20 protein-coding genes are annotated in these 20,270 nt (G+C 70.0%); 12 read left to right on the top strand and 8 right to left on the bottom strand.

Features of this window, described 5'->3' with window-relative positions:
- Window positions 1-90: 90 nt before the first annotated feature.
- Window positions 91-711, bottom strand: coding sequence for a TetR/AcrR family transcriptional regulator (locus FHU34_RS24485; protein WP_145784467.1), 621 nt, complete (start codon window positions 709-711; stop codon window positions 91-93).
- 115 nt (window positions 712-826) lie between these two features.
- Between FHU34_RS24485 and FHU34_RS24480 the strand changes: the two genes are divergently transcribed.
- The 3 genes from FHU34_RS24480 to FHU34_RS24470 all read left to right on the top strand — a co-directional run bounded on the left by FHU34_RS24480 (window position 827) and on the right by FHU34_RS24470 (window position 2,640).
- Entirely contained in the window at window positions 827-1,543 is a 717-nt protein-coding gene (locus FHU34_RS24480) for an SDR family NAD(P)-dependent oxidoreductase (protein WP_145784465.1), read from the top strand.
- Window positions 1,544-1,572: 29 nt separating this feature from the next.
- The gene (locus FHU34_RS24475; protein WP_145784463.1) at window positions 1,573-1,809 is read left to right on the top strand and encodes a tautomerase family protein; all 237 of its coding nucleotides are present in this window, start codon (window positions 1,573-1,575) and stop codon (window positions 1,807-1,809) included.
- A 159-nt stretch (window positions 1,810-1,968) separates the two neighbouring features.
- A complete protein-coding gene (locus FHU34_RS24470; RefSeq protein WP_145784461.1) occupies window positions 1,969-2,640 on the top strand; it encodes a maleylpyruvate isomerase family mycothiol-dependent enzyme in 672 nt (223 codons plus the stop codon).
- Between the two features lie 14 nt (window positions 2,641-2,654).
- Here the strand turns inward: FHU34_RS24470 and FHU34_RS24465 are convergent, their stop codons facing one another.
- On the bottom strand, window positions 2,655-3,485 hold the full coding sequence (locus tag FHU34_RS24465) for an alpha/beta fold hydrolase (protein ID WP_167524897.1): 831 nt from the start codon (window positions 3,483-3,485) through the stop codon (window positions 2,655-2,657).
- Window positions 3,482-4,066 carry a TetR/AcrR family transcriptional regulator gene (locus FHU34_RS24460; protein ID WP_145784457.1) on the bottom strand — a complete coding sequence of 195 codons (585 nt, stop codon included), beginning with the start codon at window positions 4,064-4,066 and terminating at the stop codon, window positions 3,482-3,484. The genes FHU34_RS24465 and FHU34_RS24460 overlap by 4 nt, the downstream gene beginning before the upstream one ends.
- Before the next feature lie 137 nt (window positions 4,067-4,203).
- Here FHU34_RS24460 and FHU34_RS24455 point away from each other — a divergent pair, with 137 nt between their 5' ends.
- From FHU34_RS24455 to FHU34_RS24435, 5 genes are all read left to right on the top strand, one after another.
- Window positions 4,204-5,382: a glutathione-independent formaldehyde dehydrogenase gene (locus FHU34_RS24455; RefSeq protein ID WP_145784455.1), complete on the top strand. Its 1,179-nt coding sequence runs from the start codon at window positions 4,204-4,206 to the stop codon at window positions 5,380-5,382.
- Between the two features lie 522 nt (window positions 5,383-5,904).
- On the top strand, window positions 5,905-7,452 hold the full coding sequence (mmsA, locus tag FHU34_RS24450; protein ID WP_145784452.1) for a multiple monosaccharide ABC transporter ATP-binding protein: 1,548 nt from the start codon (window positions 5,905-5,907) through the stop codon (window positions 7,450-7,452).
- Entirely contained in the window at window positions 7,449-8,747 is a 1,299-nt protein-coding gene (gene mmsB, locus FHU34_RS24445) for a multiple monosaccharide ABC transporter permease (protein WP_145784450.1), read from the top strand. Before mmsA ends, mmsB begins: the two co-directional genes overlap by 4 nt.
- 51 nt (window positions 8,748-8,798) lie before the next feature.
- Entirely contained in the window at window positions 8,799-9,902 is a 1,104-nt protein-coding gene (locus tag FHU34_RS24440) for a substrate-binding domain-containing protein (protein WP_145784448.1), read from the top strand.
- Between the two features lie 112 nt (window positions 9,903-10,014).
- The gene (locus FHU34_RS24435; protein ID WP_145784446.1) at window positions 10,015-11,277 is read left to right on the top strand and encodes an ROK family transcriptional regulator; all 1,263 of its coding nucleotides are present in this window, start codon (window positions 10,015-10,017) and stop codon (window positions 11,275-11,277) included.
- On the opposite strand, the gene FHU34_RS24430 is transcribed toward FHU34_RS24435, so the two are convergent.
- Window positions 11,274-11,612: an avidin-fold protein gene (locus tag FHU34_RS24430; RefSeq protein WP_145784444.1), complete on the bottom strand. Its 339-nt coding sequence runs from the start codon at window positions 11,610-11,612 to the stop codon at window positions 11,274-11,276. The genes FHU34_RS24435 and FHU34_RS24430 overlap by 4 nt on opposite strands.
- Window positions 11,613-11,704: 92 nt before the next feature.
- Between FHU34_RS24430 and FHU34_RS24425 the strand changes: the two genes are divergently transcribed.
- Window positions 11,705-12,670 carry an ATP-binding cassette domain-containing protein gene (locus FHU34_RS24425; protein ID WP_145784442.1) on the top strand — a complete coding sequence of 322 codons (966 nt, stop codon included), beginning with the start codon at window positions 11,705-11,707 and terminating at the stop codon, window positions 12,668-12,670.
- Window positions 12,667-13,494, top strand: coding sequence for an ABC transporter permease (locus FHU34_RS24420; RefSeq protein WP_145784440.1), 828 nt, complete (start codon window positions 12,667-12,669; stop codon window positions 13,492-13,494). Before FHU34_RS24425 ends, FHU34_RS24420 begins: the two co-directional genes overlap by 4 nt.
- 51 nt (window positions 13,495-13,545) lie before the next feature.
- Here FHU34_RS24420 and FHU34_RS24415 read toward each other — a convergent pair whose 3' ends face one another.
- The gene (locus FHU34_RS24415; protein WP_145784438.1) at window positions 13,546-15,156 is read right to left on the bottom strand and encodes a hypothetical protein; all 1,611 of its coding nucleotides are present in this window, start codon (window positions 15,154-15,156) and stop codon (window positions 13,546-13,548) included.
- A 160-nt stretch (window positions 15,157-15,316) separates the two neighbouring features.
- On the opposite strand from FHU34_RS24415, the gene FHU34_RS24410 reads away from it, so the two are divergent.
- Window positions 15,317-16,405 carry a DNA glycosylase AlkZ-like family protein gene (locus tag FHU34_RS24410; RefSeq protein ID WP_145784436.1) on the top strand — a complete coding sequence of 363 codons (1,089 nt, stop codon included), beginning with the start codon at window positions 15,317-15,319 and terminating at the stop codon, window positions 16,403-16,405.
- Between the two features lie 61 nt (window positions 16,406-16,466).
- Here FHU34_RS24410 and FHU34_RS24405 read toward each other — a convergent pair whose 3' ends face one another.
- From FHU34_RS24405 to FHU34_RS24395, 3 genes are read right to left on the bottom strand one after another with little or no spacing between them, the layout of a single operon-like run.
- Window positions 16,467-17,456, bottom strand: a complete 990-nt coding sequence (locus FHU34_RS24405) for an ABC transporter permease (protein WP_145784434.1) — start codon at window positions 17,454-17,456, stop codon at window positions 16,467-16,469.
- Window positions 17,453-18,343, bottom strand: coding sequence for an ABC transporter ATP-binding protein (locus tag FHU34_RS24400; RefSeq protein ID WP_145784433.1), 891 nt, complete (start codon window positions 18,341-18,343; stop codon window positions 17,453-17,455). Before FHU34_RS24400 ends, FHU34_RS24405 begins: the two co-directional genes overlap by 4 nt.
- A 20-nt stretch (window positions 18,344-18,363) precedes the next feature.
- Window positions 18,364-18,771 (bottom strand): GntR family transcriptional regulator, encoded by a 408-nt coding sequence (locus FHU34_RS24395; RefSeq protein ID WP_145784431.1) that lies wholly within the window; start codon window positions 18,769-18,771, stop codon window positions 18,364-18,366.
- Window positions 18,772-19,000: 229 nt separating this feature from the next.
- Here FHU34_RS24395 and FHU34_RS24390 point away from each other — a divergent pair, with 229 nt between their 5' ends.
- On the top strand, window positions 19,001-20,269 hold the full coding sequence (locus tag FHU34_RS24390; protein WP_145784429.1) for an Nramp family divalent metal transporter: 1,269 nt from the start codon (window positions 19,001-19,003) through the stop codon (window positions 20,267-20,269).
- The last annotated feature ends 1 nt before the right edge of the window (window position 20,270 follow it).

Below are 20,270 nucleotides of genomic sequence, written 5' to 3'. Positions count from 1 at the left end.
GTGAGGGTCCGCCTGGATATCGTGCCTCGCCGATGTTACTGAGTGGCCCGGTCGGTGTGTCGGCCTGATCGGTCAGCGCTGTCCGCCCACTCAGTCGATCGTGGTCCGTGCCTCCGCCGGCACCTGGAGAAGATCCAGGCAGTTGCGCCACAGCGTTTCCAGCTGGGTCGGATCGTTGAGCAGCTTCGCGAGCAGGACCCGTCCCTCGATCTGGGCCACGATGGAGCGGGCGGCCTCCCGGACGTCGACCGACGGGCCGGCCAGGCCGTGCTCCTTCGCCTCGACGACGACCTGCTCGATGAGGGCGATCTGCTCCTCGAAGATCTCCTGGAGCCGACCGCGGATCTCCTCGGCCTGGTTGCTGAGTTCGAGGGCGAGGTTGCCGAACAGGCAGCCTGCGACGACTCCGGAGTTCTGTTGGCCGACGCGCTGGATCTCCTCGGTCGCCACGAACAGGTCCCGCAGCCGCCGTAGCGGGTCGTGCTCTGCGCCGAGCAGTTGCTCCCACTGGCGACGCTGGGCGACCCAGTGCTCGTCGATGACGACGCGGGCGAGGGCCTGCTTGGATTCGAAGAAGTAGTAGAAGCTGCCCTTCGGTACGCCGGCCGTCGCACAGATCTCGGCCACGCCCAGGGCCGAGTAGCCGCGCTGCTCGATCAGCGTGGCGGCAGCGTCGAGGATCTTGTTCCGCGCGTCACTGGTCCGTCCCATGCTTTGACGATACACGACCGGTCGGCTAGCTTTTAGTAGACCAGTCGTCTAGTGGTCATCCGGTTGGGCCTCCCGGTCCGGCCCCCAGGGCTTCGGCCAGTCAGGAAGGGTTCCCATGAACACCAGTCAGGTACAGAAGGTCGTCGTGGTCACCGGTGCGTCCCAGGGCATCGGCGCCGGCCTCGTGGACGCTTACCGCAAGCTCGGCTACGGCGTGGTCGCCACGTCGCGCTCGATCGGCGCGTCCGACGACCCGCAGGTCGTCACAGTCCAGGGCGACATCGCCGACGCCGACACGGCGCAACGGGTCGTGGACGCCGCCCTCGACCGTTTCGGGCGCATCGACACCCTGGTGAACAACGCGGGCGTCTTCGTCGCCAAGCCGTTCACCGACTACACCGACGAGGATTTCGACCAGGTGACCGGGATCAACCTCGCCGGGTTCTTCCACCTCACCCGGCGCGTCATGCCGCACCTGCTGACCAGTGGCGCCGGTCACATCGTCAGCATCACGACCAGCTTCGTCGACCAGCCCAACTCGAACGTTCCGTCGGTGCTCGCGTCGTTGACCAAGGGCGGCCTCAGCTCGGCCACCAAGTCCCTGGCCATCGAGTACGCGGGTCGCGGTGTGCGGGTCAACGCCGTCGCGCCCGGCGTCATCAAGACCCCGATGCACCCGGTCGAGACGCACGAGACGCTCGCGGGCCTGCACCCGGTCGGCCGGATGGGCGAGACCAGTGACGTGGTCGAGGCCGTCGTCTACCTCGAGTCCGCCCCGTTCGTCACCGGCGAGATCCTGCACGTCGACGGTGGCCAGAACGCCGGCCACTGACCTGACCCGATCCCGGAGAGGAGCAGACGATGCCGATCGTCACCATTCAGATCACCCGCGAGGGCAGCACACCCGGCACGTCCGCGGCGACCGCCGAGGAGAAGGCCGCCCTGATCAAGGGCGTGAGCGAGTTGCTGCGCGACGTCCTGAACAAGCCGTTGACGTCGACCTTCGTGGTGATCGACGAAGTCGCGACCGAGAACTGGGGTCGTGGCGGCCTGCCGGTCGACCAGTTCCGGCAGCAGAGCGCCCAGGCGTCCGAGTAGACCCGGCCCTTCGCCGGTGCGGCCCAGTCTCCGCACCGGCGAGGGCGGGCTCGTCGGCAAGGGCCGCTGCCGGGTCGTGAGCCGGACGCGAGGGGGCAGTCTCGGACGGACGCGGTCGGCATACTGGCCGAGTTCACTGTCCTAACGGGGAGGACTCCGATGACCACACCGTCCGCCGGCCCGCCAGATCCCACACCCACCGACCTCATGGTCATGATCAGCGACGAACGGCGGCGGGCCGCTGACCTGATCGACGCGCTGACGCCCGAGCAACTGGGCGTCCCGAGTCTGTGCGGCGCATGGACCGTCCGGCAGGTGGCCGCTCATCTCGTCGCCCCCTTCGCCGCTCGTCGCCGCTGGTTCCTACCGCTCCTGCTGCGGAGCCGCTTCAATCTGCACGACGCCAACGCCCGGCTGGCCGGGATGGTCGCCCGCCGACCGGCCGGTGAGATCTCGGCGCTGCTGCGCGAGAACGCCGAGACGCCGTTCCGGGCACCGCGGGTCGGCTTCTTCGGTCAGCTCACCGACCTCCAGGTGCACGGACAGGACATCCGCCGCCCGCTGGGTCTGACGCACGACCTGCGTCCCGATCGGCTCCGGGCGTCGCTGGACTTCCTGGTGCACCGTCGCGCGATCGGTTCCTTCGTCCGCAGAGGTCACACCGACGGCCTGCGGTTCGAGGCGACCGACCTGGGCTGGGCATCAGGGGAGGGGCGAGTGGTCCGGGGCGCGGCAGAGGCGGTGATGCTCGCGCTGACCGGTCGGTCCATCGTCCTCGCCGAGTTGTCCGGTGACGGCGTCCCGATACTGGGCGACCGGTTGGCCCGCTGAGCGTCGCGCTCGGGCTATCCCGAGACCTCCGCGAAGAACTGCCGCAGCGCGTCGGCGAAAAGGTTGGGTGCCGTCATGGTCGCGAAGTGCGACTGGCCGGGCCAGACGATGTGACGCGCCGTTGGCATCGCCGCCGCCAGGGCGTCAACAGTGGTGGGCATCGGCTCCCACGTGTCGGCGCCCGCCAGCAGGAGCGTCGGCACACTGATCGAGGACCACCGTGCGATGTCCGTGCCGTCCCCGGCGAGGGCTTCGAGGTCGTGCAGCCAGCCGATCGCCGAGCGTCGGGCCTCGACCGGATCGGGCGTCCGATCGCCGGCCGAGGCGGCGAGGGCGGCGACGATCTCGGCCGGAACCCGCGTCACGTCGTTCAACGCCGCTGCCATCGCCGTGGCGTCGTCGCGTTCGAAGGCGGACCGGTACCTGTCGAGCAGCGGTGTGATCCCTGCTCCGGCGGCGTAGAGCGGAGGCTCGAAGACGGCCAGCGAACGTAGGTTGCGGGGGTTGGCCGAAGCGGTGTGCAGTGCCAGGGTCGCGCCGTAGGACGCCCCGACGAGATGGACCGGCTTGCCCGAAGGGCGGTGTGCTGCCTCGATGACGGCCAGCAGGTCGACGGTCTCGTCCGCGAAGGACTTCGTGCCCGGCGGGACGTCGCTGGGGCCGTATCCGCGCCGGGCCGGCATCCACACCGTGTGATCCCGAGCGAGATCGTCCGCGACGGCGGCCCACGAGTGCAGCCCGCCACCCGATCCGTGCACGAGTACGACGGGATCCCCGGCCCCGAGACGCCGCACCACCAGACGGGTCCCGTCGGGGGATTCGACGGTCAGGTCGTCGCTGTTCACTTCTGCTCCCGGGTTCCGGTCGGCCAGTTGTTCAGTGTGGTGTGCACGGCGTCGAGAAGAGAGTGCCAGGAGGCGTCGAGAGGGCGGGGATGCCCGAACCCGTCGACGGTCTCGATACTCGTGAAGCCGTGCAGGGTGCTGCGGACGAATCGGATCGCGTCGGTCAGCGCGGGCTCATCGAGCCCGTAGCCGCGCAGCATCGCGTAGCTCAGCTCGATCAGGCGCAGGTGCCCGACGGAACTCGTGCCGATCTCGGGCGGCAACGGAAGCTGGGTCGCCGCGTACTGCCCCGGGTGGGCGAGAGCGAACGCGCGCCAGGCGTCGGCGAACGCCTCCAGTGCGTGGCGGCCCGAGCGACCGGCCACGGCGATCGCGAGTTCGTCGGCGAACCCGGCCGCCGCCCGTACCGCGACGTGCTCGATCAACGCGTCGCGACTGCGGACGTGCACGTACAGAGCGGCGTCGGAGACCCCGAAGTGTCGAGCGACGGCCGCGACGGTCAACCGAGCCAGGCCGACCTCGTCTGCCAGCTCCGCGGCGGCGGCGGAGACGCGCGCGCTGGTCAGTCCCTGTCGGGGCATGCCGGTCCTTTGCTTCCCTAGGAAAAAACTTAGGACACCTAAGTTAGCACCGCCGCGAACGCGGTTCGGCGGCGCGGTGGCATGAACGGCGCAGTGGGGGGAAGACCGGCCATCCGTCGCCGAACAGGAGGGCCGGGATGAGAGCCGTCGTCTACGCCGACGTGCGAACCGTCGCCGTGCGGGAGGTGCCCGACGCGACGCTGGAGGCGGAGACCGACGTGCTCGTGCGGATCACCTCCACCGCTCTCTGCGGCACCGACCTGCACATGTACGACGGACGGACCGGCGCAGACTCCGGGCTGGTGCTCGGTCACGAGCCGCTGGGAGTGGTGCAGGAGGTGGGCAGCGCGGTGCAGACCGTCCGGCCGGGCAGCCGGGTGGTGATCCCCACGCACCTGTTCTGCGGCACGTGTGTGATGTGCGCGCGCGGTTTCTCGGCGGCCTGCCTACGGGCCCGGGCCGAGGCGCCGGGCGCGGCGTACGGCTACGCCGGGATGGGCCCGTACCGGGGTGCCCAGGCCGACCTGTTGCGCGTGCCGTGGGCCGACGCGAACTGCGTGCCGGTGCCCGGCGAGCCGGGGGACGAGCACGAGGACGACTTCGTGCTGCTCGCCGACGCGTTCGTCACCGGGTGGCACGCCGCCGCCACCCTCGCCGGGGTCGAGGCCGGGGACACGGTGGCCGTGTTCGGTGCGGGCACCATCGGCCTGCTGGGCGCCTACTCGGCGTTGCTGAGAGGTGCCCGCGTCGTCTACTGCGTCGACGGAGTCGACGCCCGGCTCGACAAGGCCGGCGAGATCGGCGCGGTGCCGATCGACTTCCGCCGTGGTGACCCGGTCGAGCAGATCCGTGCCGACCGGGCCCGGGCCCGGTTGCCGCTCGGCGAGGAGAAGCTGGGCGGGGTGGACAAGGTGATCGACGCGGTCGGGTTCCAGGCTCGTGACCGGGAGCATCCCGAGCGGGAGCGCCCGGACCAGGTCATCGCCGATGCGGCCCGGCTGGTCAACCCGGTCGGGGCGATCGGGGTGGCCGGCGTGTACCCGGACAAGGACCTGCATCCCGCCCCCGGCGCGGACAGCCACGAAGACCTCGTCGCGCCGTGGGGGACGCTGTTCAGCAAGGGAGTCGCGGTCCGGTTCGGCCGCACCCACGACCGCCGCTACACAGTGCTGCTGCGCGACCTGGTCGTCGCCGGTCGTGCCCGGCCGAGCGTTGTCGTGACCCACCACGGCACCCTGGCCGACGCGCCGGACCTCTACCGCCGCTTCGACCGCCGGGAGGACGGCGTGATCAAGGCGGTGCTGCGTCCGAGCTGACCGTGCGGATCGGCCCCGAATCGGCCTTAAGCGGCGTTAGGTCGCGGATCCCTCTCCTGGTTGCGGCCGTGTCGAGACGATCATCGTCGATCCGACTCTCTGGTAGAGGCGTGGGTCACACAGTGGGCCGAGGGGCGACGTGACGTCCCGGAGGCGGTGCCGGCGTCGTGACCCGATCAAGATCACTCGATGGCGGTGAACAGACGGCTGTGTCGTCTTTCGTCCGGGCGCGGCGGATCATGCCTGGTAGCGGGCCTGTCAAGGGCGGCTGGGGTCGGGCTGTCGCGTCGCTATCATTTGACAACGTTGCCACCGGCACGCGAAGGTGCCCTGCGGGGCTGCGGGGGCGGCTGTGACGGGCGAATACTGCGCTACGTCTATATTGCCGGATTGTTACATTTTCAACAGGCCCTCGCCTTGCGGATGACCCTCCGGCCGCAATACGTTGCCGTCAACAACAAAACCAAGTGAAGGTTCAACCTTCCGGAGGCAACCGATGACGTTGGCGAGGTGGTACGAGCTATGAGCGACGTGCCGATCCTCCTTGAGATGCGCTCCATCACCAAGGAGTTCCCCGGAGTCAAGGCCCTCTCCGACGTCAACCTGGTGGTTCGCGCCGGCGAGATCCATGCCATCTGCGGCGAGAACGGTGCGGGCAAGTCCACGCTGATGAAGGTGCTCAGCGGGGTCTACCCACACGGCAGCTACGACGGCAAGATCGTCTACCAGGGGTCGGAGAGCAAGTTCTCCGACATCCGGGCCAGCGAGAACGCCGGCATCGTGATCATTCACCAGGAGCTCGCGCTCATTCCGGGGATGTCGATCGCCGAGAACATCTTCCTCGGCAACGAACCGCGCAAGCGGGGCGCGATCGACTGGAAGGCCGCGAACCGGATGGCGCTGGACCTGATGGCCCGGGTCGGTCTGGAGGAGGACCCGGACACCCTGGTCAAGGACATCGGCGTCGGCAAGCAGCAGCTCGTGGAGATCGCCAAGGCGTTCGCCAAGGACGTGAAGCTGCTCATCCTGGACGAGCCGACCGCGGCGCTGAACGAGGCCGACTCCCGGCACCTGCTGGACCTGCTGCGCGGCTTCCGCTCCCGCGGCATCACCTCGATCATGATCTCGCACAAGCTGAACGAGATCGAGGCGATCGCCGACCAGATCACCATCCTGCGCGACGGCCGGACCGTGGAGACCCTCGACGTCAAGGCGGACGGGGTCGACGAGGACCGGATCGTGCGGGGCATGGTCGGTCGCGAGCTGAGCAGCCGGTTCCCGGACCACACCCCGAAGATCGGCGACGTCTTCTTCGAGGTGCGCAACTGGAACGTCCGGCACCCGATCTCCGCCGAGCGCCAGGTCTGCAAGAACGAGAGCTTCGTGGTGCGCCGCGGCGAGATCGTCGGCTTCGCCGGTCTGATGGGCGCGGGCCGCACCGAACTCGCGATGAGTGTCTTCGGTCGCTCCTACGGGGTGTACGAGTCGGGCACGATCATCAAGGATGGCAAGGAGATCGTCCTGAAGTCGGTGGCGGACGCCATCGACAACGGGCTCGCGTACGTCAGCGAGGACCGCAAGGCGATCGGCCTCAACCTGCTCGACGACATCAAGACGTCGACGGTGGCCGCCAAGCTGTCCAAGATCTCGCACCACGGCGTGCTGAACGAGGTCGAGGAGTACCAGGCGGCCGAGTCGTACCGCAAGGAGCTGCGGACCAAGGCCCCCACGGTCGACGAGGGTGTCTCGAAGCTTTCCGGTGGCAACCAGCAGAAGGTCGTCCTGGCCAAGTGGATGTTCACCGACCCGGACCTGCTGATCCTCGACGAGCCGACCCGCGGCATCGACGTGGGCGCCAAGTACGAGATCTACGGCATCATCCAGCGGCTCGCCGACCAGGGGAAGGGCGTCGTCGTCATCTCCTCGGAGCTGCCTGAGCTGATCGGGCTCTGCGACCGCATCTACACCGTGTTCGAGGGCGCCATCACGGGCGAGATCGCCCGGGCGGACGCGAACCCGGAGACCCTCATGAAGCAGATGACCTCGACGAAGAAGTTGGCCACCCGATGAGCCGTATCAAGGACCTTCAGAAGAACCTGTTCGGAGGCACGACCTCCAACGCCCGTCAGTTCGGGATGATCTTCACCCTCGTGGCGATCGTCGTCCTGTTCCAGATCCTGACGGACGGCCTGACGCTGCGATCGGACAACCTGATCGCACTGTTCCAGCAGAACTCGTACATCCTGATCCTGGCCATCGGCATGCTCATGGTGATCGTGGCCGGGCACATCGACCTCTCGGTCGGCTCGGTCGCCGCCTTCGCGGGCATCCTGGTGGCCAAGTCGATGGCCGAATGGTCGCTGCCCTGGCCCGTCGCCATCCTGTTCGGCCTCGCGATCGGCGCGATCATCGGCGCCTGGCAGGGCTTCTGGGTGGCGTACATCGGGGTGCCGGCGTTCATCGTGACCCTGGCCGGCATGCTGCTGTTCCGTGGTGGCAACCAGTTCATCGGTAACGCCAACACGATCCCGGTGCCGGAGGGCTTCCGGGAGATCGGCTCCGGCTTCCTGCCCGAGTTCGGTCCGAACACCGGCTACAACAACGCGACGCTGCTGCTCGGCCTGGCCGCGGCGGTAGCCGTGGTGTGGCGGGAGCTCCAGGCCCGGAAGACCCGTCGGGCGATGGACGCCGACCCGGCGCCCATGTGGATCTCGATCCTGCGGATGGCCGTCATGGTCGGGGTGATCGCCTTCGCGGCGCTGCGCTTCGCCAGTGGTCGCGTCGGCACCAGCTTCCCGATCTCCGGCATCATCCTGGTGCTCCTCGTGATCGCGTACTCCTTCTACACCCGCAACACGGCCGGTGGCCGGCACATCTACGCGGTGGGCGGCAACTCCCGGGCGGCCGAGCTGTCCGGCGTGAAGCTCAAGCGGGTCAACTTCTTCGTCATGATGAACATGTCCGTCCTGGCCGCGCTGGCCGGCATGATCTTCGTGGCCCGTTCGGCGGCCTCCGGCCCGCAGGACGGCAACGGCTGGGAGCTGGACGCCATCGCCGCTGTCTTCATCGGTGGCGCGGCCGTCTCCGGTGGTATCGGCACCATCAGCGGCTCGATCGTCGGTGGTCTGGTCATGGCCGTGCTCAACAACGGCCTCCAGCTGATGGGCGTCGGCACCGACCGGGTTCAGATCATCAAGGGCCTGGTCCTGCTGCTCGCCGTCGCGATCGACGTCTACAACAAGAGCCAGGGGCGCTTCTCCATCATCGGGAGCCTGATGCGGCCGTTCCGCCGCGAGGACTCCGCCCCACCCGCATCACCGCCGGACGCGGAGCGCGAGCCCGCCAAGGCAGCGGTGTCCGGCTGACGGCCACCGACCTCTCCACCCGTCTCACATCAAGAAAGGCAAGTCCTCACCATGCGTAAATTCTTTGGCACGTCGGTGGTCGCGGTCAGCGCCGCCGCCATGCTGGCCCTCGCGGGCTGCGGCTCCGGCCGCGACGGCGACGACTCGGGTTCGAAGGGCGACGCCAAGGGCTTCGCTGCGAACTCGCTGATCGGTGTGGCCCTCCCGGCCAAGACCTCGGAGAACTGGGTCCTCGCCGGTGACCTGTTCACCAACGGCCTCAAGGAGGCCGGTTTCCAGGCTGACGTGCAGTACGCCGGCGCGTCGACCACGGTCGCCGACCAGCAGGCCCAGATCACCGCCATGACCACCAAGGGCGCCAAGGTCATCGTCATCGGCGCGACCGACGCCGCGCAGCTGTCGACCCAGGTCGCCGCGGCGCACGCCGCCGGTGCCAAGGTGATCGCGTACGACCGCCTCATCACCAACACGCCGGACCTCGACTACTACGTCGCGTTCGACAACTTCAAGGTCGGCCAGCTCCAGGGCCAGGCCCTGCTGGACGGCATGAAGGCCAAGAAGCCGAACGGCCCGTACAACATCGAGCTGTTCTCCGGCTCGCCGGACGACAACAACGCCGGTGTCTTCTTCAACGGCGCGATGGACGTGCTCAAGCCGGAGATCGACAAGGGCAACGTCGTCGTCGCCTCGGGCCAGAAGGACGTCAAGCAGACCGCCATCCAGGGCTGGAAGGCCGAGGGTGCGCAGGCCCGCATGGACCAGCTGCTGACCTCGACCTACGGCAGCAAGGAGCTGGACGGCGTCCTCTCCCCGAACGACACCCTGGCCCGCGCGATCCTGACCTCGGTCAAGGGCGCTGGCAAGCCGACCCCGGTGGTCACCGGTCAGGACTCCGAGGTCGAGTCGGTCAAGTCGATCGTCAAGGGCGAGCAGTACATGACGATCAACAAGGACACCCGCAACCTGGTGAAGGAGACCATCAACATGGTCAAGGCTCTCCAGGCCGGTAACGCCCCGCAGGTGAACGACACCAAGTCCTACAACAACGGCAGCAAGGTCGTCGACACGTTCCTGCTCCCGCCGGTCGCCGTCACCAAGGCGAACGCGGCTGAGGCCTACGCCAACGACCCGAAGCTCGCGCCGCTCACCAAGTAATCACCGCACGGTAGGCAGCAACGCCGATGGGTCCCGGGTCTCCACTACCGGGACCCATCGTCGTCTCCGCACCTCCGCGCCCATCGGCTTCGACCCGGAAGGAGGTCTGACCGTGGCGGCACCAGTCCGGGCCAGGCCAACCGGCGTCGGTCGTACCACCGAATCCCCGCTTCCGGCGGTCCCTGGCGCGAGCCAGGAGGAGATCCGGCGGCAGAACCTCGGCGCCGTCCTGCGCTACGTCCACCTGCACGGTCCGACGTCCCGGGCCGAACTGACCAGCCAACTCGGCCTCAACCGCAGCACCATCGGCGCCCTCGCCGCCGATCTCGTGGCCGGCGGACTGGTCACCGAGGGGGCGCCGGCGAGCGTGCGCCGCGCCGGGCGGCCCTCGCTGGTGGTCAGTCCCCGCTCCGACCGGGTCTACGCGCACGCCCTGAGCATCGACGCGGACCGGTTACGCGCCGCTCGGGTCGGTCTCGGTGGGCAGATCCTGGACCTGCGGGAGATCCCGCGACTGAGCGGGACGTCGGCGATCGACGCCGTCCGGCCCCTCGCCGACCTGGTCCGTGACATGGAACGATCCGTGGCCCCCGACGCGCTGCTGGTCGGTGGGGCGGTCGCGGTCACCGACACCACCCGCGAGCCGGACGGCAGGATCCGGATCGCCGGCGTCGACGAGACGCTCGGTGTCGCCCTGGAGGCGGAGTTCAGCGCCGGCCCAGGTTTCGTGACTGGCGACCTGGCTGACATCGCCGCCCTGGCCGAGCAGGTCCGGGGTGTGGCGACGGGCATCGACGACGTCATCTACCTGCACGGCGACCTCGGTATCAGCGCCGGCATCATCGTCGGTGGTCGGCTGGTGATCGGCCACCGGGGCCACAGCGGCAAGGTCGGCCACATGGTCGTCAACCCGAACGGTCTGCCCTGTGGCTGCGGGTCACGTGGCTGCTGGGAGACCGAGATCTCCGAAGCCGCCCTGCTGCGGCACGCCGGTCGGAACCCGAGCGACCGGGCGGCGGTGGCCGAGGTGCTGCGCGCGGCGGCGGACGGCGACCGGACCGCCAGCGCGGCGGTCGCGCAGGTCGCCGACTGGCTCGGCTTCGGTGTGGCCAACCTGGTCAACGTGGTCAACCCGGACGCTGTGGTGTTCGGTGGGTCGCTTCGCGACATCTTCACCGCCGGCGCGGACGTGGTCCGTGAGCGGCTGGACACCATGCCACTGCCCGCCTCCCGCGAGTACCTGCGGTTGCGTGCGGCGGCACTGGGCCGCGACGCCGTCCTGATCGGCGCTGCCGAGTTGGCGTTCGACAAGTTGCTGGCCGACCCGCTCAACGTCGGTGTCGCCGGCCAGATGGATCCCGTCGACCCGATCTAGGGGAGCTCCCGCACCACGCTGGTGCCGCTGCCCGGCCGGGACTCCCAGGTCCACCTCTCGCGCAGCTCCAGGCGGCCGTCGGCCAACGCGCCCACCTCGGTCACGCAGCGCCCGGAGGATGTCTGCCCCTCGGCGTTGAGTTGGACGTAGCGGAACTCCAACCGGTCGCCCTCACGGGTGCCGACGAGGTAGCCGCGTCGGATGGACCCGCCCGCATACTCGGCCCACACCTCACCGGCCCGCTCGTGGTACGTGAAGACCGTCTCGGTGCCCACCTCGCCGGCCACCACATCCGTGAGCGCGGCGAACCGCCGGCCGTCCAACGAGATCGTCATGCCACCGACGCTAGTCGATCCACTGTTCCCGTACGTCCTACCGTATGTTGTACGGTGAGCTCGAAGGTTGGGGCCACGGGAAGGGGACAGGCGTGACAACGAACGGTGCGGCGATAGCCGCGGAGGGGCTGCGCAAGCGGTATCGGGAGCGGTTCGCCCTCGACGGCTTCGACCTCCGGGTGGACACCGGCACGGTGTGTGGTCTGCTCGGCCCCAACGGGGCCGGCAAGACCACGTCGGTGCGGATCCTGTCCACCCTGCTGCGGCCGGACGGGGGCCGCGCCGAGGTCGCCGGGTTCGACGTGACCCGCCAGCCCGAAGAGGTGCGCTATCGGATCGGCCTGGTGGGGCAGCACCCCGCGCTCGACGAGGCGCTCAGTGGGCGGCAGAACCTGTTGCTCTTCGGCCGGCTGTTCCACCTGGGGCGCCGCCGGGCCCAGCGGCGGGCGGCCGAGTTGCTGGAGCGGTTCGGTCTCGCCGACGTCGGTGAGCGACCGGTCCGCACGTACTCCGGGGGCATGCGCCGCCGGCTGGACCTGGCTGCCGGCATGGTCCTGGCCCCGGCCGTGCTTTTCCTCGACGAACCCACCACCGGGCTGGACCCGCGCGGTCGCAACGAGGTGTGGGAGTCGATCAGGGAGCTGGTCCGGGCGGGCACGACAGTGCTGCTCACCACCCAGCAGTTGGACGAGGCCGACCAACTCGCCGACCGGATCTCAGTGGTCGAGGCCGGTCGCGTCATCGCCGAAGGCACCCCGGACGAGCTGAAGGCACGGCTCGGCGGCGACCGGATCGAGCTGGTCGTGGGGGAGACCGCCGACCTCGCCGTCGCCGCCGCGCAGATGCGTCGGGTCGTCGACGACGAACCAACCGTCGACGTGGAGCGGCGCGCGGTGAGCGTCGGCGTCGGGCACCGCGCCGGTGCGCTCGTCGAGGTGCTGCGGGCGCTCGACGCCGCGCAGGTCACGGTGGCCGACGTGGCCCTCCGTCGTCCCACCCTGGACGACGTGTTCCTGCACGTCACCGGCCACCGGGCCAACTCGGAGGTGGTCGCGTGAGCGCCACGGCCCTGCCCTCGACGGTCGACCTGACGCCGGGCCGGCCCGCTCCGCTGGCCGACAGCGGCACCCTCGTCTGGCGGGGCCTGGCCCGGTGGCGACGTGACCCCGGGCCCCTGGTCGCCTCACTCGGCTTCAACATCCTGATCGTCCTGATGTTCGCCTACCTGTTCGGCGGGGCGATGGAGGTGCCCGGCGGAGGCAGCTACCGGGAGTTCCTGATGCCCGGCATGTTCGTGATGACCATGGTGTTCGGCATCAGCCTCACCACGATCGCGGTCGCCGAGGACCTGGAGCGTGGGGTGACCGACCGGCTTCGCTCGATGCCGGTCGCGCCACTCGCCCCGCTGGTCGCCCGAGCGGTGACCGACCTGCTGTTCGCCCTGGTCACCCTCGCGGTTCTGCTGGTCACGGGCCTTGCTGTCGGTTGGCGGGCGCACGGCGGGCCCGGTGCCACACTGGGCGCGGTGGGATTGATCCTGCTGTTGCGGTTCGCCCTGGTCTGGGTCGGCATCTTCCTCGGCCTGGTCACGCGCGGCCAGACGGCAGTCGTCGCCGTGCAGACCCTGGAGTTCCCCCTCGGCTTCCTCTCCAACGCGTTCGTCGCACCGGCGACCATGCCGGCTTGGCTCGGCGCGGTCGCCGCGTGGAACCCGTTGTCGGCGACCGTCGGCGCCACCCGCGAGCTGTTCGGCAATCCGGGCTGGGGAGGTGACTCCTGGGCGGCACAGCACTACCTGTGGTTGGCCGTGGTCTGGCCGATCGCACTGGTCGTCGTGTTCCTGCCGCTCTCGGTCGCCCGGTACCGGCGGCTGAACGGCTGAACCGCCGACGGATGCGCCCCCGGTGGCGGCTGCCACCGGGGGCGCGCTCGGTCAGCCGCCGGGACGCAGCACCCGGCCGGGGCCGGCGGCGTTGTCGGCGGCGGCCTGGGTGCGCTGCGTCCCGGTGACGCACACGTCGTCCCCGATGAACGCCTCGCGCCACACGTAGCCGGCGACGCAGGTGTGCGGGCCGTACGGGCCGCTGACCCAGCGGCTCGCGGCGACCGCGTTGTCCGTGAGCACCTGGGATCGGGTCGTGCCGGTCACGCAGACGTAGTCGGACTGGTCCGCGTCGCGCCAGACGTACCCGCTGACGCAGGTGTTGGGGCCGGACACCAGCCGGGCCGGGTTGCGCCGGGACGCGGCGGCGGCGTTGTCGGCGGCGGCCTGGGTGCGCTGCGCTCCGGTGACACAGACGTCGTCCCCGGCGTACGCCTCGCGCCACACGTAGCCGGCGACGCAGGTGTGCGGGCCGTACGGGCCGTTCACCCAGCGGCTCGCCGCCGCGGCGTTGTCCGCCCACACCTGGCTGCGGGTGGCTCCGGTGACGCAGACCAGGTCGCCCGCGCGGGCCTCGCGCCAGACGTACCCCTGGAGGCAGCGGTTGACCACGTCGGTGGTCACCGTCACCGAGGCGGCGTTGCCGGAGAGCCAGTTCACGCCGATCTGCACGCCGTTGGCGTTGAGTGACTGGGCCGGACCGCCGCCGGGGCCGGTACGCAGCAGGGTCGGCGTGCCGTTGCGGACCTCGTGCAGCAGCACCGTGTCGGCCGGGATGCCGGCGCTCCAACCGGTCTTCCGGCGGAACTCGACGGTGTAGTAGTGGAACAGGTCGGCCGGGTCGAAGGGGATCCGGATCAGCTGCGGGCCGCTCGCGGCGGGCACCTCCAGCGGTGCCAGGGTGAGGCTGCGGGAGCCGACCCCGTCGGCGGCCATGGTGAAGATCCGGTTCTTCGGCAGCCAGCCCAACTCGTCACGGTTGGGTCCGTTGAGCCCGACGGCACTGGTGCCGTAGTTCGCGGTGCCGAAGGCGTAGATGTGCATCGCGCTCATCTCGTCCCACGGGTCGTCGTACTCGCCCGGCTGGGACCACGGCGCGTTCTGGTAGGTGGTGTCGTTGGAGAACGAGTGACCCAGGTTGTAGCCGTGCAGCATCTCGTGCGCGGCGAAGCCGACGTTCCAGGCGCCCGGGTCGAGCAGCACCCGACCGCCGGCCGCGCCGGAGTCCACCCAGTCGTTGAGCATGACCGCGATCCGGTTGCCGGCCGGCACCGCGTAGCCGGCGGCCGCCGCGGTGTCCACGCAGCGCTGGGTCCGGGTCCACCTGTCGATCGACTGGAACTGCGCCAGGGTGTACGGCATCGTGTACCAGCCCCGCACCACCGAGCCGGCCAACGACACCCGACCACCCGACTGGTCGGCCAGGTAGTCCGCCACCCCACCGGTGCCGACGCCGGTCGCCGTGAGGAAGTTGGCGAAGTGCGACGGCGGCTGCGGCTCCGCCGGCTTGTCGCTGAACTTGCACAACAGCACCGACCAGGGGGTGGCGTTGCGGATCGGGCTGGCGGACGCCGGGGCGGCCGGCAGTGCCACCGCCCCCAGCACGGCGCAGGCGAGTGCCACGGCGGACGCGGCGACCCGACGGAGGACTCTGGACTTCACGCGTACGCTCCCATCGCTGCGGCCCACCGGACGAGGGCCTGCGGTCCACATCGGAGCACCGATCGTGATCGGACAGACGCGTTCAGTCGCGTTGGCGACGGGGCTGGAATCCGACTGCGCTGGTCAGCAACATGTCGGTGCCCGGCGTTAGGCTCGCCGCGTGGGTGTGCACCAGCTCGATCGCGCGCAGGCACGACGGATCGCCGTGCGGGCCCAGTTGTTGGCCGACCCGCGCCCGACCGACCTGCTCACTGTGGTGCGGCACCTGACGCTGCTGCAGATCGACCCGACGGCTGCCGTCGCGCCGAGCGCCGACCTGGTCTGTTGGAGCCGGCTCGGCTCGTCGTACCAGCCCGCGCACCTGCGTCGGGCCCTCGAACGGGATCGGGCGCTCTTCGAGCACCAGGCCATGCTGCGACCGATGGACGACCTGGGGCTCTACCTCGCGGCGATGGCCGCCTGGCCCGCTCACGAGCGGCAGCGCGAGTGGCTGCGCGCGAACGACTCGTTCCGGCGGGACGTGCTCGACCTGCTCGGTCGCTCCGGGCCACTGCTGTCCCGCGACATCCCGGACACCTGCGCGGTGCCCTGGCCGTCGTCGGGTTGGACCAACAACCGCAACGTCACCCAGATGCTGGAGTTCCTGGTCGCCCGCGGCGAGGTCGCGATCTCCGGTCGTCAGGGCCGGCAACGGCTGTGGGACGTCGCCGAGCGGGTCTATCCGGCCGGCACCCCCGTGGTGGCATTGGAGCAGGCGCTTCGGGTCCGTAACGAGCGCCGGCTGCGCGCGTTGGGCATCGCCCGGGCGAAGACACCGGTCCTCCCGGGGGAGCCGGCGGAGGTCGGCGACGCCGGAGAACCGGCAGTGGTCGAGGGAGTCCCAGGGGTCTGGCGGGTGGACCCGGCCGCGCTCGGGCAGCCGTTCACCGGGCGTACGGCGTTGTTGTCGCCGTTCGACAGGCTGGTGCACGACCGGGTCCGCCTCGAAGAGCTCTTCGAGTACGAGTACGTGCTGGAGATGTACAAGCCGAAGGCGAACCGCCGGTGGGGCTACTTCGCGTTGCCGATCCTGCACGGCGACCGGCTGGTCGGAAAGGTGGACGCCACGGCCGACCGCCGGCGCGGCACGTTCACCGTGCACGCCGTCCACGAGGACGTGCCTTTCACCCCGCAGGTGAGCCGGGCCGTGCACGACGAGTTGCGCGACCTGGCGTCCTGGCTGTCGCTGACCCCGGAGGGCCTGCGCTGACGGGTGATCGCTGAGGCCCCCGCACCCCGACGAGCACCCGTCAGCCGCCTCCGTGATCCGGCTAGGCGATCCGGCGCACCCGGCGCAGGGCCAGGTAGAGAAGGAGCACGGCCAGGGCGACGAAGATGCCCGTCTCGATGCCTTGGAACAGCCAGAACCGGTCCCCTGGCTGGTACAGCTGCCAGTTGTACGCGCCGGGTTCGAGGCCCAGCTCGGCGCCGCAGACCCGACCGTCCGGGCCTTTGCCGCCCGGCGGGCACTGGATCCGGGTGTCCTCCGCGATCATCGTCCCGTCCGGGTTACGGACGCCCTGGGTGAGGATCCAGTCCCCCCGGCTGATCTCGGGGGGTCCGTCCATCTCGATCGGGAAGGTCTGGGTACGGGCGGGCTGGTAGTGCGGCCGGGCCAGGAGCTCCACCGCCGCTCGTACGCCGATGAACCCGGCGAGGGTGATGCCCATGGCGGGCAGCATCCGCTTCCAGACGGTGCCGGCGAAGACGCCCAGCGCCACGGCGAAGAGCGTGTAGCCGATCGGGACGATGCCCTGCAGATCAAAGACGATCATGCCGAGGCGACCTTCGTAAGCGGCCTGGGTCAGCGGCTCGACCCACCACGACATGCCCAGCCCGTAACCGATCGCGAGGAGCAGCACGGCGGCGCCGACCAGACCGAACTTCACCAGCGCCCAGCGGGTGCGGCCGACGCCCTGGGTCCAGACGAACCGGTGCGTGCCCTGCTCCACCTCCCTGGCGACCAGTGGTGCGCCCCAGAACAGGCCGACCAGCACCGGCAGGGTGATCAGCAGCACGGCCAGCAGGTTGAGGCTGCCGTACTGGTTGCTGAAGCGGTGGAAGCCCGCGTCGCAAGCCTCGCGGGTCGTCACGGCCACGTCGGCACGGGCAAGCTGGCCAACGCAGTCCGTCAGCCCGAGGTCGGCGAAGGTGTTCCGCATCGACAGGCCGATCGGCACCAGCACGGCCGCGAGCACGGCGAACGCCAGCACTGTGAAGAGGGCCTGCTTGCGGTGTTGCCGCCAGGTCAACCAGATCATGCTGCTACCCCCCACTCGCTGTGACTGGTCTGCGCGGTGCCCTCGGCGAGATAGGCCAGGACGACGTCCTCCAGGCTTACCTCGCGGATCGTCCAGGCCGGATCGGTGACCGGACCGTCGGTGCGGACCAGCAGTGTCGACTGCCGGTCGGTGTGGCTGGCCCGGACGACGGCGGCGACGCCCCCGATCGGGCCGCCGTCGTGCCGTGGCCCGACCAGTTGGCGGTGCTCGGCGACCAGGTCGTCGACCGCGCCGGTGAGCTGCACCTTGGCGGCGTTCAGCACGATCAGGTAGTCGCAGACGCGTTCCAGGTCGGCCAGCAGGTGCGAGGAGAGCAGGACTGTGGTCCCGGAATCCGCGACGCTGCCCATCAGCGACTGGAGGAACTCACGCCGGGCCAGCGGGTCGAGGCTGGCGACCGGCTCGTCGAGCAGCAGCAGCCGGGGCTGCTTGGCCAGGGCCAGGGCCAGCGCCACCTGGGCCCGTTGCCCGCCGGAGAGCTTGCCGACGGGTCGGTCCGGTGGAATGCCGAGCTGCGCCAACCGGGTCCGGGCCAGGTGCGCGTCCCACCGCTTGTTCAGCTTGCCGCCGGCGACGACCAGCTCGGATGCCGTGAAGTCCCGGTAGAGCGGGGTGTCCTGGGCGACGAAGCCGATGTCGGCGAGGCCGTCCGTGTCGCCGTACGGCGATCGACCGAACACCCGTACCGTGCCCGCGTCGGGTTTGAGCAGCCCGACGGCCAGGTGCAACAGCGTGCTCTTGCCCGCACCGTTGGGCCCTACCAACGCGGCGATCCGGCCGGCCGGCAGGTGCAGCGAGCAGTCCCGCAACGCCCAGGCGCTGCCGTACCGCTTGCCCAGCCGGTCTGCCTCCAAGACATGGTCCATTCTCTGTCCTCTCGTTCCGCTCATGCGGGTTCCTTCTGCGGGGTGTCTTCGGTGAGGGTGGCGCGCAGCGTGGTCTCCACCAGGGCGATGACGTCCTCGGCGGTGAGGCCGGCAGCCTGCGCCCGGTGCAGCCAGGCGACCAGGTCGTCGCGTAGCTCGGCCTGGTTGGGCAGGGACGCGCCGGCCAGGGTGCGCTGGACGAATGTGCCCACCCCGGGTCGGCCGCCGACCAGACCCTCGATCTCCAGTTCCCGGTACGCCTTCAGCACCGTGTTCGGGTTGATCGCCAGGGATTGCGCGACGTCCCGGACCTTCGGCAACTGGTCGCCCGGCGCCAGCAGACCGACCCGCAGAGCCTGTTTCACCTGCTGCACGAGCTGCATGTAGGTGTTCACCTTCGACCGGCTGTCCAGTACGAACTCGATCACTCGCGATGATCCTTCCTGTTGTCCTACGACAGTAGGACTAATAGACAGCTTCACCGGCACGGTGACTCCTGTCAAGGCCGGTGCCGCGCGTGCCCTGCCCGGCCCGGCGCGTCACGGTCGGACGTCCGGCGTGTCGACCGGGTGGCACCGACAGGCCAGAGGTTGGCACCCACGGGCCAGCGGCTCGGGAAGGAAGCGGCAGGAATCCAGGCGCAAGGGGAGGTGTGCGATGGTCACCAACGAACTGACGACGCCGAGGGCCACTCCACTGCAGGTGGCCCGCGCGCGCGGCCGCGTACGCGGGCGACTGATCCTGCTCGGCCCGGCGTTCGTCGCCGCGGTCGCGTACGTCGATCCGGGCAACTTCGCCACCAACTCCGCCGCCGGTGCCCGTTACGGCTATCTGCTGGTCTGGGTCGTGGTGGTGGCCAACCTGATGGCGATGCTGGTGCAGACACTCACCGCGAAGCTGGGCCTGGCCACCGGCCGCAGCCTGCCCGAGCTGTGCCGGGAACGCCTGCCGAAGCCCCTCAACAAGGCCATGTGGGTGCAGGCCGAGCTGGTCGCCATGGCCACCGACCTGGCCGAGGTCATCGGTGGCGCGGTCGCGCTGTACCTGCTCTTCGGCATCCCCCTGCTGCCCGGCGGGATCATCATCGGCGCCACAGCGTTCGCCGTGCTCGCGCTGCGCTCGCGGGGCTTCCGCGCCTTCGAGATCGCCATCGCCGTGGGGCTCGGCGTCATCGTCCTGGCCTTCGCGGCGAACCTGCTCGCCGCCGGCTCCGACCCGGGCTCCGCCGTGGCCGGCCTGGTGCCTCGACTCCAGGGCACCGACAGCGTGCTGCTGGCCGCCGGCATCCTCGGTGCCACAGTCATGCCGCACGTCATCTACGTGCACTCCGCGCTGACCCGCGACCGCATCCCCGCCACCGACGACACCGAGCGGCGGATCCTGTTCCGTGGCCAACGCACGGATGTGCTGCTCGCCCTGAGCGCGGCCGGCGCGGTGAACCTCGCCATGCTGCTGATCGCCGCCGCCAGCTTCCGGGGCGGCGGACCGGATGGTGCGGACAGCCTGGAGGGTGTGCACGCCGGGCTCGGCCAGACCATCGGCACCGCCGCGGCGTTCGGTTTCGCCATCGCTCTGCTGGTCTCCGGGCTTGCCTCCACGAGCGTGGGCACCTACGCCGGCGAGGTGATCATGGAGGGCTTCCTGCGGCGGCGGATTCCGCTGCTGCTGCGCCGGCTGGTCACCCTGGTGCCCGCGCTGGCCGTGCTCGCCATCGGCCTCGACCCCACCCGCGCACTCGTGCTGTCCCAGGTCATCCTCAGCTTCGGCATCCCTTTCGCGCTGATCCCGGTGGTCGCCTTCACGCGCCGTCGGGACCTGATGGGCAACCTGGTCAACCACCCGCTCACCACTGCCGCCGCGTCCCTGGTGGCGGTCCTGGTGGTCGCGCTGAACGCCTTCCTGCTCTGGCAGGTCGTCGCCGGGTGAG

Source organism: Micromonospora taraxaci, assembly GCF_007830095.1.
Lineage (GTDB): Bacteria > Actinomycetota > Actinomycetes > Mycobacteriales > Micromonosporaceae > Micromonospora > Micromonospora taraxaci.
This window is presented reverse-complemented; position numbering and strand designations above follow the sequence as displayed.